A 12,733-nucleotide genomic window follows, 5' to 3' on the forward strand; every position below is an offset into this window, starting at 1 on the left:
GCAACTTTTGCCGGGTCAAATAATCTCAAAATTCTAGCATGCCGGAGTAATCTAGGCTGGCGATGGTTCAGGGCCCGTTCAGGCCAAGGAGAAAGATGGAACCGATTTCAATCAACCCCGCGACGACGCTGTCGCCGGAGGACCGGGACGCGCTGCGGCGCGCGAAGCAGGTGCTGGAAAGCCCGTCGCTGACGATGAAGCTGACGGGCGTGCTCGGCGCGCCGGTCGAGAAGATGATCGCGCGGCTGCCGGACTTCGCGACCGGCAAGATCAACGATGCGACGCAGCTCGCGCTGCGCAAATGCCTGAACATCGCGCTGCGAACGCTCGGCAAGCCGCAGGCGCCGGACGCCGAGCCCGACAAGCCCAGCAACCTGCTGCACAAGCTCGCGGTCGCGACGACCGGCGCGGCGGGCGGCGCGTTCGGCTTTCTCGCGCTGCCGGTCGAGCTGCCGGTGACGACCACGCTGATCTTCCGCTCGGTGTGCGACATCGCGCGCAGCGAGGGGGAGGACCTGACGTCGGTCGATACGCAGCTGCAGTGCCTCGCCGTGCTCGGGATGGGCGGCCACCCGGACAAGCAGGAGGAGGACGCCGATCTCGGCTATTTCGTGCTGCGCGGCGCGCTCGCGCAGGCGATCTCGAAGGCGTCGTCGGACATCACGGCCAAAGGCATCGCCGCGCACAGCTCGGCGGCCGTGTTCAAGCTCGTGCAGACGGTGGCCTCGCGCTTCTCGGTGCAGGTGACCGAGCAGATGGCCGCGAAGTCGATCCCGGCGATCGGCGCCGTGCTCGGCGCGACCGTCAACACGCTGTTCATCGACCACTTCCAGCAGATGGCGCACGGCCACTTCACCGTGCGCCGGCTCGAACGGAAATACGGCCCGGTGGCCGTCCAGGCCGCCTATCAGGCGATCGACGCCTCGCCCGCGCGCTGAGCCGCGCGCTCGAGCGCGACGCGGCGCAGGAACGCGGCCGCGCGGTCGAGCGCGTCGCGCGCCTCCGGCACCATCGGCGCATACAGCTGCCACACGTGCGGCATGTCGGGCCACACCTCGATCTCCACCGCCACGCCGGCCGCCTTCGCCTTCTCGGCGACGCGGCGCGAATCGTCGAGCAGCACCTCGGTGCTGCCGACCTGGATGTACAGCGGCGGCAAGCCGGTGAAATCGGCGTGGAGCGGCGATGCGTACGGATGCGTCGCCGGCGTGTCGCCCAGATACAGCTTCGCGGCCTTCGGCAGCGCCGCGGCCGCGAACATCGGGTCGCGGCCGTCGTTGCTGCGCATCGTGTCGCCGGTGCCGGCCAGATCCGTCCACGGCGAGAACAGGATCGCGCCGGCCGGCAGCGGCTCGCCGCGATCGCGCAGCGCGACGAGCGTCGCGAGCGCGAGGCCGCCGCCCGCCGAATCGCCGCCGAGCACGATCGACCCGGGCGGCGTGCCGAGCGCCAGCAATTGCCGGTATGCGGCGAGCGCATCGTCGAGGGCGGCCGGGAAGCGGTTTTCCGGTGCGAGCCGATAGTCGAGCGAGAACGCGCGCACACCCGCGCGCTTCGTCAGCCCGAACACCAGCGGCCGGTGCGTCTTCGTCGAACAGAAGTAGTAGCCGCCGCCGTGGAAATACAGCAGCGTGCGGCCGGGCCCGCGGCCCGCGGCGGTGTCGGTGCGCTCGAGCCATTCGCCGCGCAGCGGCGCGTCGCCGGCGCCGTAGCACGGGCGCAGCCGGTAGCCCGACGGCGGGCGGCGCGGCACGATCATCCGCAGGTCGGTAAAGCGCCGGGCACGCGCGGGGTCGAGCACCTCGCGCGTGGTTTCGGGACGAAACTGCCAGCGCAGCAGCCAGCAGGCGAACTTGCTTTGCCAACTCATCGGACGCACTCCGTCATCGCAATGTGACGATGGTACGTGCGAACGTGCGCGCGTCGCTCGACAGGTGCCTCTACCTCAAACGCCTGCGCTCAGTTCGCCGGCATCACCTGGCCGCGGATCTCGCCGGACGGGTGTTCCTTCGTATGAATGTTGAAGTACCACTTGCCACTCATCAGGTCGGTGACCTGCGCGTCGGTGAGTTCCTTTGAACCCTTGATCGGGCTCGTCAGCTCGTCCTTCGGAATCGGCACCTGCACGCCGGCGTTCTGGCCGACCGGCGCGGGCCCGTGGAAATGCGCGGCCGTGGCCGGCCCCGTGAGGTGTTCGTAGGTGACCGTCCACTGCAGCATGCGGGTGGCCGTGTCGTAGGTGGCGGCGACGGCGCCCGAGCCCTTGGTCGCCGTCGGCGGCACTTCGCTCGACGGCTGCAGACTGGCGGACAGGCGCACCGTTTCGGCAGCGGCGCCGCCAGCGGCCAGCACGCCCGCGAACAACGCGACCTGGAGCAAACGCAGCTTGAGCATGGATTCTCCTTGTACGACGTGGACGCCACCAGGACGGGGGCGCCAGTTGCGATGGTAGTCGATTGCGGTCAATCCGGGCAGCCTGCCGAAACCTGGAAGAGACCTTTGCAGCAGGCCCCCTGAATCGCGACACGGCCTTTCGCTACACTTCGTTTCACAGTTGCTTGTTTCCTTCGTCCGAAGGAGTCTGCGAGTATTCACGCGGCCCCCCGGCCGCGTTTTTTTGCGTGTATCGACCGGCACGCGACATGCCGCACACGAACGTCTCTTTCCGGAATAAGAAGCATGACGAATCGTTTTTCATCTCGCGAACGCCGCGATCGAAACGCATGCCGACGCGTGCCGGGACCCGACCGCGTACCCCGCATGTTGTCACGATACGTGTAATACGGTATTGCGCGAACCCGGGTCGACACGTGTTTTCCCGCGCAGGAAAATGATCGCGTGTTGTCGTGACTGGAAAGTTGACCGTGCCGGCCCGTCTCCCGCTGCCCCGCCCGACCCGCCCCGTCCGCGCCCGCCCGCTGCTGGTGGGACTCTGCTCCGCCGCCGCCCTCTACGGCGCGCCCGCCGACGCGCAGGAATTCTCGCTGTTCACCGGCCCGCTGTGGGGCGGCGGCCAACGCACGTATTCGTGGGCGTTCGATTACCAGGAAGGCTTGAGCCCGCATACCGCGCTCGGCTTCACGTGGTACAACGAAGGGCACATCCCGAATCACCACCGCGATGGCCAGGCCGTGCAGTTCTGGGGCCGCATGCCGCTCGATCGCCGCCGGCTGGTGCTGTCGGCCGGCGCGGGCCCGTATCGCTACTTCGACACGGTGCCGGCCGCCGAAGGCCGCGGTTACTCGAATACGCATGGCTGGGGCGTGTTGATGAGCGTGCGCGCCGCGTACTACACGTCGCACCGCTGGATGGCCCAGCTTCAGGTCAACCGCGCGCAGGTGTTCGGCGGGCCCGACACGACGGCGGTAATGTTCGGTGTCGGCTACCAGCTCGATGCGCCCGACACGCCGGGCCCCCGCGACACCGCGCTGCCGCGCGCGAGCCGGGTCACGCACAACGAAATCACGGCGATGCTCGGCGAGACGATTCTCAACAGCCGCTCGTCGCCGTCGACACTCGGCGGCAGCCTCGAATACCGGCGCGGCCTGACGCGTTCGATCGACTGGACCGCGACGTGGATGTACGAAGGCGCGAAGCAGGCGGTCCGCCGCAACGGCGTCGCCTCCCAGCTGTGGCTCACGCGCGCGTTCCTGAACGACAAGGTCACGCTGGCGGCCGGCGCCGGCGCCTATTTCACCGTCAACCAGCGCAACCGCGAAGGGCAGCCTGGCCCCGGCGACGGCCGCCTCTCCGGCATCGTGTCGATCTCGGCCAGTTACCGGATCTCCGAGCGCTGGCTCGCGCGCGTCACGTGGAACCGCGTGGTCACGCGCTACGACCGCGACACCGACGTGATCCAGGCCGGCCTCGGCTACCGGTTCTAGGCGGGCGCACTCGCCGGGCGCGCCGCCCGCGTCACGCGCGATAGCCCGGATCGATCCGGTCGACGATGCGCTGCAGCGCGTCGAACGCGTCCTGCCCCGCGCCATGCTTCGGATCGAAATTCAGCGAATCGCGCACGCACCCTTCGAGCACGGGCGGCGCAATCGGCAGTGCATCGCCGATCGCATGCGTCGCGATCTGCACCTCGCACGCCCGGTTGAGCAGCCACATCAGCGAAAACGTCTGCGCGAGCGTCGCGCCGATCGTCACGGGCCCGTGGTTGCGCAGCAGCAGCACGGGCCGCCCGAGCGCGCTGTCGACGATGCGCCGCCCCTCCTCGAGATGCACGGTGATGCCTTCGAAGTCGTGATACGCGACCTTCCCGTACAACTGCGCGGCATAGAAATTCGAGAACGACAGCCCGTCGCGCGAACAGCACACGGCCATCGTCGGCGTCGTGTGCACGTGCATCACGCAGTGCGCATCGGGGAGCGCCGCATGGATCGCACTGTGGAACGTGAACCCGGCCGGATTGATCGGCCAGTCGGAATGACCGATCACGTTGCCGTCGATGTCGATCTTCACGAGGTTCGATGCGCACACCTCGCGGTAATGGAGCCCGAACGGATTGATCAGGAAATGCCCGTCCTCGCCCGGCACGCGCAGCGAGATATGGTTGTAGATGAGCTCGGTCCAGCCGAGGTGGTCGAAGATGCGGTAAGCAGCCGCGAGCTGCACCCGCGCCTGCCATTCGGCTTCGGAAAAGCGCGCGGGGCGCGTGAACGGCTGGTTCGGTACACGTTGCATGGGGAACTCCGGTTGCGCGGGGCGCGCAGCGTGGCGGTGCGCGTCGTCCATCGTCTGCCGGCGCCGCGCAGGGTGCGGATCCCGCACGTGCGGCGGCACGTCGTTCGGCACCGTTCCGGCCCGCATTGCGCGAGCGGTCCGGCGCCCTTCACGATTCACATATCGTTGCGCGCACAACCATATCATCTTTCCCCGCGCGCCGGTATCGCGGGTTTTGCCGGAGCCGTTTCCGCCCTTACAACTGATCGTCGACCGGCAGCAGCGTGAAGATGCCCGTCATCACGTTGCGCAGCAGCCCCGCATGCGGGTCGACGTGATAGGTGGTGGTCCGGCCGCCCTCGGTGCCCGTCCATTCGAGCGCGGGCGGGCTGCCGTCGGCCCCCTTCGCGAGCGTGACGCGATAGCTTTCGTCCGGCTGCGTCACGCGCGCGAAAATCGCCGCGGCCTGCTGCGCGAGCACCGGGCTGTGGATCACGAGCGCGAGCTCGGTGTTCAGGTACGCGGAACGCGGGTCGAGATTCAGCGAGCCGATCACGAGAATCTGCCGGTCGATCACGTATGCCTTCGCGTGCAGGCTCGCACGCGAGCGCGAGCCGAACAGCCGCGCCGGCTGCTGATCCGGCTGCGACTTGAATTCGTACAGCTCGACGCCGCGCCGCAGCAACGGCACGCGATACGGCGCATAGCCGGCCTGCACCGCGACCGCGTCGGTCGCCGCGAGCGAATTCGTGACGATCGCGACGCGCACGCCGCGCGCGGCCGTGTCGCCGAGGATCTTCACGCCGGCGTCGTGCGGCACGAAGTACGGCGAGAACGCGAGGAATTCCTTGCGCGCGCCGCGCGTGAGCTCGGCCAGGCGCTGCATCGGCGGGCTCACGTACGTGCCGGTCGGCCGCGCGACCTTGGTCGGTGCATCGACCTTGAATTCGGCCGGCGCCCATACGAGTTCGAGTTCGTCGCGCGCGATCTGCCGCGCGAGCGGCGTCGCGTTCAGCGGCTTCGCGTTGTACGGATCGGCATTCTTGCGCCAGTGGTCGCGCAGTTCGTCGCGCATCGCGTCGAGATCCTTCGGATCGAAGGTCTGATGATTGAGCACGCGCAGCGGATAGCTGCTCGCGCTCGCCCAGTACTCGTCGAAGCTCGTCGAGATGTCGTGCGTCACGGGGCCGGCCGCCAGCACGTCGAGATCGCGGAACTGCAGCGTCGGGCTCGCACTGAAGTATTCGTCGCCGAGATTGCGGCCGCCGACGATCGCGAGCTGGTTGTCCGCGATCATCGCCTTGTTGTGCATCCGCCGCGTGAAGCTGTCGATCCGCGTGAAGAAGTTGGCCGTACGCTCGACCATGCCGCGCTGCGATGCGCCGAACGGGTTGAACACGCGGATCTCGATGTTCGAATGCGTATTCAGCGCGGCCATCACGCGGTCGATATCGTCGAAGTTCAGGTCGTCGACCAGCATCCGCACGCGCACGCCGCGATCGGCCGCGTACAGCGCCGCGCCGAGCAGCAGCTTGCCGGTCGTATCCTCGGTCGCGATGTAGTACTGCATGTCGAGCGTCTTCGTCGCCGCACGCGCGAGCGCGATGCGCATCTGCAACGCGGTGGCGCCGTCGGCCAGCAGCCGGAAGCCCGACTGCCCCGGATGCGCGGCCTCCGGCGCGGCCAGCGCATCGCGCAACGGCGTCGCGGTAGCGGCCGGCAACGCGTGGGAGACGGGGCGATCGAGCGAAGTGGCAGGCGGATGCGTCGCGCAGGCGGCGAGCGGCAGCAGCGCACAGACGATCAGCGCGCGGGCCTGGCGGCATGCGGCGCGCCACGGCAGCGCGGCCGGTGCGCGCCGGATCAAGGACGTGAGCACGGAAGCTTCCTCGACAGTCGGATCAATGGGCACGTCATTGCCGCGGCGCGCGGCTGACAGGCGGTCCCGATCGATTCTAGTGGGCGCCCGACGAACCGGTCAATTGGGCGGGCCGAGCATGCCGCGCCGTTGCTCCAACCCATCTCGCGGTACATCGCTCGGTTCGAAATGGCTGCGTACGTAGTCGATATGGTCTGCATCGCGGGTGCGCGTCTCTTGGAGCCGGCGCGTGCGAATCGCCCCGCACACGACCGGGTGCCGCAATGACAGCAACCCGGGTGCCTGCTCGTCCTCCATCGTCATCCCGGCCATGTCGATCCGATGTGCTCGCGCAGCATGCGCGCCACGCCCGTATGTCGATGCACGCACATCGTGTTGCGCGACGCGAGCGCGATCGCCTCGTGCAGCTTCGCGTCGGTCGCGGCTGCGACGGCCGCGTCGCCGTTCGCGTGCGCGGTTTCGAGCGCATAAGCGACGGCAGGCACGCCGAAAAAACAAAACCCCACGCCCGACCAACGAGCGTGGGGTTTTTCATGTCGCTTGCCGATCGCCGGCGCGGACGGCCGGCGATCCGCCGCGCGATCGGCTGCGGAATCAGCTACCTTTCGCGATGCGATCCTCGATGTGCTGCGCACGGCTCGACGAAGACGGGTGCGAGCTCATCATCGAGCTCTGGCCGCCGTCGAGCTTCGCGAGCTTCTGGAACGCGGTGACCAGGCCCTTCTGGCTCATGTTCTTCTGCTTCATCAGGTCGAACGAGTAATCGTCGGCCGCGCTTTCCTGCGACTGCGAGAACTGCGCGTTGATGAACTTCTCGGTGATGTCGCCGAGCTGCGAGCTGGTCAGCGCCGCCACGCCCGGCGAAGCCGCGCCGGCCGCGGTACGCGCCGCGCTCACCGCATACGCCGTCTGCATCGCCTTCTTCGAGTGGCCGAGTGCGACGTGGCCCATTTCATGGCCGATCACGCCGCGCAGCTCGTCGTCGTTCATCATGTCCATCAGGCCGCTGTACACGCGCACGCAGCCATTGCCCATCGCCCACGCGTTGACGTCCTTGGTCAGGTAGACCTTGGAGTTGATCTTCTGGCCGTTCAGCGTCATGTCGCCGAAGCCCTTCATCACCTTCGTCAGGCGCTTCGCGTACGCGCTGTTCGGCGGCGCGATCTTCGATTCGGCGTCGCTCGCTTTGCACGACTCGTTCGACAGCGCGGCGATGTCGCTGTCCGACAGCGTCGCCGCCTTGTACAGGTTGGTCCCCGCCGACGTCAGGCTGTTCGCGTCAAGGTTCTGTACCCCACCGCACGCGCTCAACAGAAACGCCACGCCACACGCCGCCACCGCTTTCTTGAGTTGCATCCCGGAATCCCTCGATAGTTGTATTTGGGAGCGGCGATTTTGCATAATCCGGCGGAAAATTACCAGATGTTTACATCACATGACATGTCTATTACTCGGTAGATTGAAAATAAGTGTCAAATCATGACCGAATTGACGACAAAAAGCGCCGCAATCGTCGCGCTCGGGCGACGGCCGCAACGGAAGCCGGAAACGGTGTCGCTCAGGCCGTCTGGCGGCGGCGGCGCGTCAGGCGGCGGGCGACCAGCATCGGCAGCCGCACTGCAAAGCCGGTGAAAAGACGCAAGTGCATCCATGCGAGCAGCGCGTTGTCGCGACCGTAGTGAAAGTGCGACACGCCGCCTTCGTGCCGGCCGAAATAGCGCACCGGCGCGTCGATGCGGATCGGACGCACGCCGGCCCAGCACAGCCGCACGGCCGCTTCGGGATCGAAGTCGAAGCCGCGCATCCACGGCTGGCGCCGCATGATCGCCGCCAGCGGCGCGACCGGATACACGCGAAAGCCGTACAGCGAATCGCCGATGCCGGCCCAAAGCGTCTCGAGGTCGGCCCACGCGTTCGACAGCCGGCGCCCCTGCACGCGCAACTGCGGCGCGCTCGCGTCGAACTTCGGCACGCCGAGCACCATCGCGTCGGGCGCGGCCTGCGATGCCGCCATGAAAGCGGGAATCAGGTCCGCCGGATGCTGGCCGTCGGAATCCATCGTCAACACGTGCGTGAAGCCGCTCGCGGCGGCCGCGTCGAGGCCCGCGAGCACCGCGGCGCCCTTGCCGCGATTCTCCGGCAGCACGATCACGCGCAAGCCGGGATCGCGCTCGGCCATCGCCTGCAGCCGTTCGGCGCTGCCGTCGGTGCTGCCGTCGACGACGACCCACACCGGGTTCCACTGCGCGCGCGCATTGCGCACGGTCGTGTCGACCTTGGCGCCCGGGTTGTAGCTCGGAATCAGGACGAGATGAGTGGACGACGCGTGCAGCCTGGACATGGGAACAGCCGATGACGTAGACGGGGATCCTGACAAAAGTGTATGACTTGCCGACGAACGCTCGCACGCGTCGTCGACCTCGGTTGCATGCCGGGCCGGTTGCCGGATCGCGAGGCTCTCGCGCTTCATGGCAGCCACTCCATCGCATGACCGGCGCTGGCCTCGATCTCGACCAGCAGATCGTCGCGACACACGTGCGCATGCACGAACAGCGGCCGCACGTGAGAACCGGCCGCATCGCGCAGCACGCGGTCGATCTCGGTCAGCGCCGCGGTGTCGCCGGCGTCGCGCACGTAGACGCGATAGCCGAGGTCGGCGAGCGAGTATGGGCCGTGCCCCTGCCGCGCGGCCTGCTCGAGCACCGCCGCGAGATTCGCGACCGTCTCGCGCGTCTGCGCGACGACGTCGCCGCGATGCACGGTGCGATGCCCGACGATGCTCGCGGTGCCCGATACGAACAGCACCGGCGCCGCATCGCCATCGGCCAATGCGGCGGCGCGTGCGAACGTCGGCGCACGCGGGCCGTACTGCGCCGGATAGTGATACGCGCTGACCTGGCGCGGATTCTCGACGGCATCGGCCGGCGTACGGCTCGCGAGGAAATGAATCGCGAGCGGCGCGGCCGGCGGCGCATCGCCCGCGACCGGCACGACCGAGCCGAGCGCGCATGCGGCCGGCACGCCGCCCGTCAATGCGCGCCGGCACGCATCGAACGCGTGCTGACGGCCGATATTGAACTGACGATAGCGCTCGATCCCGAACTGCACCGCATTGATCGCCGGCACCGTGTTCCAGATCCGCAGCGGATGCGGCATGCCGAGCGTATCGAGCAGGCCGAACAGCGCGCGGTACGCATCGAACGTCGCGCGTTCGAGTGGCGTGCCGCCGTCGCGCGGCGCGTCGTACGCCGCGTCCGTCTCGTGCACGACGAGGCTGCCGAACACGAGCCCAGCCGCTTCGCTGTAGCGGTAGTGCAGCGCACCGCGCCGTTCGCTGCGCAGGTCGTGCGCGTCGCATTGCCAGAGTTCGCAGACGGCATCGCCCGGCGCGACTTCGGCGCCGAGCAGCGCCATCTGCACCGGCGCGACCGGCAAGCCGGGCGCAACATCGGTCAGCATCCGCGCCAGCGCCTGCGCGCGCGATTCGTCCGGTGTGCCCGCCGCGCCGATGCATACCGCGCCCAGCGCGCCGGGAAACACGCGATCGAGTGCGTCGCCACGGCCGCGCGCATCGTGCAGCAGCGCGACGAGCCGCGCATCGCTCATCTGGACGAGCCGCAGCGCGCGGTCGCCGCCGTGCGCGAACGGCGGGGCGGCGGGGGACGGCGAACACGGGTGCCGTTCGGCGTCGACTGGTTGCACGGACACTTCGATTTCCTCACTATGGGGGCGCAGGCCGAACGACGACGCGGCCCCGCACTGCGGTGCGTTACATCAGGCCAATGCGGTCAGGCCAACGCGACACGCCGCGTCATGCGAGCCCGCCGTTGACGGACAACACCTGCCCCGTCACATAGGCCGCGGCGTCGGATACCAGATACGCGACCATCGCCGCGACTTCGTCGGGCCGGCCCGCGCGCTGCGCGGGCACGAGCTGCCTGATGCGTTCGGCGGGAAACGCCTGTTCGGCCATCGGCGATGCGATGATCCCGGGCGCCACCGCATTCACGGTGATGCCGCGCGACGCGAGCTCCAGCGACAGCGACTTCGTCGCGCCGATCAGCCCCGCCTTCGCGGCCGCGTAGTTGGCCTGCCCGCGATTGCCGGTCACGCCGGCCACCGATGCGATGTTGACGATCCGTCCGTGCCGCGTGCGGATCATCGGCAGCAGCAGCGGCTGCGTGACGTTGAAAAAGCCGTTGAGCGTCACGTCGATCACGCTGCGCCACTGCTGGCGCGACATGCCGGCCATCGGCGCGTCGTCGTGGATGCCCGCGTTGTTGACGAGAATCTGCACCGGTGCCTCGTCGATGAACGGCTTCAGCGCGGCAAGCGTCGCGTCGGCGTCGGTCACGTCGAACGCGATCGCGTGCGCGGCGCCGCCGGCCGCGACGATCTGCTGCGCGACCGCCTGCGCGTGCGCGAGATGGCGGTTCGCATGCACCCACACTTCATGGCCGGCCTGCGCGAGCGCCGTGCAGATCGCCTGCCCGAGCGCGCCGCTGCCGCCCGTCACGAGCGCCCGCATCGAATGGCTCCGTTCATCGCGTTTTCACCTCGATCGACGCGGCCGCGCATCGTCCGCCGAGCGCCGCCGCGTGCCGTCTTCATCGTTGCGCCGCGCGCTGCGCTACGCCGCTGCGCGACACCGTCACTTCGTGCGATGCGCGGCGACGTACGCCGCCAGCGCGCCGAGCGTCGCAAAGATCTTTTGGTTGTCCGGATTGTCCGAGCGCAGCTCGAAGCCGTATTGCTTCGAAATCAGCAGCGCGATTTCCAGAATGTCGATGGAGTCGAGCCCGAAACCTTCGCCATACAGCGGCGTGTCGGCCGTCACTGTATCGAGCGAGACGTCTTCGAGATTCAGTTCGCCGATGATCAGCGTGGCGAGCTCTTGTTCCAGTGCGTTCATCATGCGTGCGTGCAGGCGGCCCATGGCAGCGGGAGGCGCCCGGAAACGGCAACCATCGTGCACGCCCGGCGCGTGCGAATCTCCGTCCCTCCGGCCTCTGCCGGCTTCCCCGCCTGCGTCGTTTGGGGATCGTTTGTAAAAGTTACGCGGATTCTAGACGAAGGGTATCGGGGCGTATACCGCGAATGGTTACAAGACTGGCGAGCCGCCGCCGCGGCCCGTTTCGGCCGCGAATGCACGAGACGCTTGAGCCGCTTTGGATGGAAATGCACCGACCCCGCGAAACCATTCGTCCCGCGCCATACAATCGGTTACAAAAGCCGGTCGCGGCCGCCCCGAACCGGCGCTGCCGCGGCCCTAAAATGAGCGTGCCCGACCACCGGCCCGGACCCGCGTCCGAGCCGCCATTCATATGATGTTTGACGGCCCGACCGCGCGTCCGCCGACGATCCACCCGATGTCTCCAGTCATGCCGCGTCCGCTCTTGTGCCCCGTTCCGGTTCGCCCGCCCGTCCGCCGCCGCCATCCGGCCGCCGGCCGGTGCACACCCGGCGCGCGCGGAGGCCGCCGATGAGGCGGCTGCTGCCCGTCGTGCGCGGCATTGCGGCGGCCGGCGCCGTGGCCGCCTACCAGGTGGGCGCGCACTACGCGAGCGCGACACCCGGCGCGCACGGCTTCGGCCTCGCGATGGCGCTCGTGCCGCCGCTGCTGCTCGCGCTGGGCACGGCGCTGCGCTCGCCGCGGCGCGCATGGCTCGTGCCGGCATGGCTGCTGGCCGCCGCCGCGCTGTGGGCCGCGCGCGCGCCGCTCGCGCGGCACTTCGAATGGGGCCTGTATCTGGAACACGCGAGCTTCAACGTGGCGATGGCGCTGCTGTTCGGCCGCACGCTCATGGCCGGCCAGGTGCCGCTGTGCACGCGCTTCGCGGCGATGATCCACGGCGCCGTCACGCCGGCCGTCGCGCGCTACACGCGGCGGATCACGCTCGCGTGGATGCTGTTCTTCGTCGCGACCGCCGCCGTGTCGACGCTGCTGTTCGCGACCGCGCCGATCGTCACGTGGTCGACGTTCGCGAACTACCTGTCGCTGCCGCTCGTCGCCGTGATGTTCGCCGCCGAGCATGCATGCCGGCGTTTCGCGCTGCCGCACGAGCCACGGCCGCGGATGATCGACGCGGTGCGCGCGTATCGCGCGTCGACCCACGCGTCGCAGGCCTCGCGATGAATTCATGACCGGCGCGGCTTCACGGCCGCGCCGGCCTTCGTTCCCGTCTT

General features: G+C 68.5%; 12 protein-coding genes and 1 pseudogene. 3 read left to right on the plus strand and 10 right to left on the minus strand.

Annotated elements, in window-relative coordinates:
* Positions 1-95: 95 nt before the first annotated feature.
* On the plus strand, positions 96-938 hold the full coding sequence (locus tag CFB52_RS14370) for an EcsC family protein (RefSeq protein ID WP_059580773.1): 843 nt from the start codon (positions 96-98) through the stop codon (positions 936-938).
* On the opposite strand, the gene CFB52_RS14375 is transcribed toward CFB52_RS14370, so the two are convergent.
* Together CFB52_RS14375 and CFB52_RS14380 are read right to left on the minus strand one after the other, a co-directional pair.
* The gene (locus tag CFB52_RS14375) at positions 908-1,870 is read right to left on the minus strand and encodes an alpha/beta hydrolase (protein ID WP_099316816.1); all 963 of its coding nucleotides are present in this window, start codon (positions 1,868-1,870) and stop codon (positions 908-910) included. The genes CFB52_RS14370 and CFB52_RS14375 overlap by 31 nt on opposite strands.
* An 89-nt stretch (positions 1,871-1,959) precedes the next feature.
* The gene (locus CFB52_RS14380) at positions 1,960-2,394 is read right to left on the minus strand and encodes a CHRD domain-containing protein (RefSeq protein ID WP_060966662.1); all 435 of its coding nucleotides are present in this window, start codon (positions 2,392-2,394) and stop codon (positions 1,960-1,962) included.
* A gap of 488 nt (positions 2,395-2,882) precedes the next feature.
* On the opposite strand from CFB52_RS14380, the gene CFB52_RS14385 reads away from it, so the two are divergent.
* Entirely contained in the window at positions 2,883-3,884 is a 1,002-nt protein-coding gene (locus CFB52_RS14385; protein ID WP_099316968.1) for a hypothetical protein, read from the plus strand.
* A gap of 31 nt (positions 3,885-3,915) precedes the next feature.
* On the opposite strand, the gene CFB52_RS14390 is transcribed toward CFB52_RS14385, so the two are convergent.
* From CFB52_RS14390 to CFB52_RS14430, 8 genes and pseudogenes are all read right to left on the minus strand, one after another.
* Positions 3,916-4,689: a class II aldolase/adducin family protein gene (locus CFB52_RS14390; protein WP_059580812.1), complete on the minus strand. Its 774-nt coding sequence runs from the start codon at positions 4,687-4,689 to the stop codon at positions 3,916-3,918.
* A gap of 235 nt (positions 4,690-4,924) precedes the next feature.
* On the minus strand, positions 4,925-6,547 hold the full coding sequence (locus tag CFB52_RS14395) for a phospholipase D family protein (protein WP_099316817.1): 1,623 nt from the start codon (positions 6,545-6,547) through the stop codon (positions 4,925-4,927).
* A gap of 99 nt (positions 6,548-6,646) precedes the next feature.
* Positions 6,647-7,011 (minus strand): annotated as a pseudogene (locus CFB52_RS35065) (hypothetical protein); the annotation flags it as partial.
* Between the two features lie 130 nt (positions 7,012-7,141).
* Positions 7,142-7,903: a M48 family metalloprotease gene (locus CFB52_RS14410; protein ID WP_059580758.1), complete on the minus strand. Its 762-nt coding sequence runs from the start codon at positions 7,901-7,903 to the stop codon at positions 7,142-7,144.
* Positions 7,904-8,105: 202 nt separating this feature from the next.
* Positions 8,106-8,888 (minus strand): glycosyltransferase family 2 protein, encoded by a 783-nt coding sequence (locus CFB52_RS14415; protein WP_060317973.1) that lies wholly within the window; start codon positions 8,886-8,888, stop codon positions 8,106-8,108.
* A 125-nt stretch (positions 8,889-9,013) separates the two neighbouring features.
* Entirely contained in the window at positions 9,014-10,255 is a 1,242-nt protein-coding gene (locus tag CFB52_RS14420; RefSeq protein WP_099316819.1) for an endoribonuclease L-PSP, read from the minus strand.
* 103 nt (positions 10,256-10,358) lie between these two features.
* Positions 10,359-11,075, minus strand: coding sequence for a 3-oxoacyl-ACP reductase FabG (gene fabG, locus CFB52_RS14425; protein WP_059580749.1), 717 nt, complete (start codon positions 11,073-11,075; stop codon positions 10,359-10,361).
* Positions 11,076-11,198: 123 nt separating this feature from the next.
* On the minus strand, positions 11,199-11,483 hold the full coding sequence (locus CFB52_RS14430) for a phosphopantetheine-binding protein (protein ID WP_081066508.1): 285 nt from the start codon (positions 11,481-11,483) through the stop codon (positions 11,199-11,201).
* Positions 11,484-12,029: 546 nt separating this feature from the next.
* On the opposite strand from CFB52_RS14430, the gene CFB52_RS14440 reads away from it, so the two are divergent.
* Positions 12,030-12,683 (plus strand): hypothetical protein, encoded by a 654-nt coding sequence (locus tag CFB52_RS14440; RefSeq protein ID WP_099316820.1) that lies wholly within the window; start codon positions 12,030-12,032, stop codon positions 12,681-12,683.
* Positions 12,684-12,733: the final 50 nt, after the last annotated feature.

Origin of the sequence: Burkholderia sp. AU18528 (genome assembly GCF_002223215.2) — a bacterium.
Lineage (GTDB): Bacteria > Pseudomonadota > Gammaproteobacteria > Burkholderiales > Burkholderiaceae > Burkholderia > Burkholderia semiarida.

Bases quoted from the DNA above. Each gene is read 5' to 3' on its own strand.
- CFB52_RS14380 (WP_060966662.1), bottom strand. From the start codon at position 2,394: ATGCTCAAGCTGCGTTTGCTCCAGGTCGCGTTGTTCGCGGGCGTGCTG.
- CFB52_RS14390 (WP_059580812.1), bottom strand. From the start codon at position 4,689: ATGCAACGTGTACCGAACCAGCCGTTCACGCGCCCCGCGCGCTTTTCC.
- fabG (WP_059580749.1), bottom strand. From the start codon at position 11,075: ATGCGGGCGCTCGTGACGGGCGGCAGCGGCGCGCTCGGGCAGGCGATC.
- CFB52_RS14415 (WP_060317973.1), bottom strand. From the start codon at position 8,888: ATGTCCAGGCTGCACGCGTCGTCCACTCATCTCGTCCTGATTCCGAGC.
- CFB52_RS14430 (WP_081066508.1), bottom strand. From the start codon at position 11,483: ATGGGCCGCCTGCACGCACGCATGATGAACGCACTGGAACAAGAGCTC.
- CFB52_RS14410 (WP_059580758.1), bottom strand. From the start codon at position 7,903: ATGCAACTCAAGAAAGCGGTGGCGGCGTGTGGCGTGGCGTTTCTGTTG.
- CFB52_RS14440 (WP_099316820.1), top strand. From the start codon at position 12,030: ATGAGGCGGCTGCTGCCCGTCGTGCGCGGCATTGCGGCGGCCGGCGCC.
- CFB52_RS14375 (WP_099316816.1), bottom strand. From the start codon at position 1,870: ATGAGTTGGCAAAGCAAGTTCGCCTGCTGGCTGCTGCGCTGGCAGTTT.
- CFB52_RS14370 (WP_059580773.1), top strand. From the start codon at position 96: ATGGAACCGATTTCAATCAACCCCGCGACGACGCTGTCGCCGGAGGAC.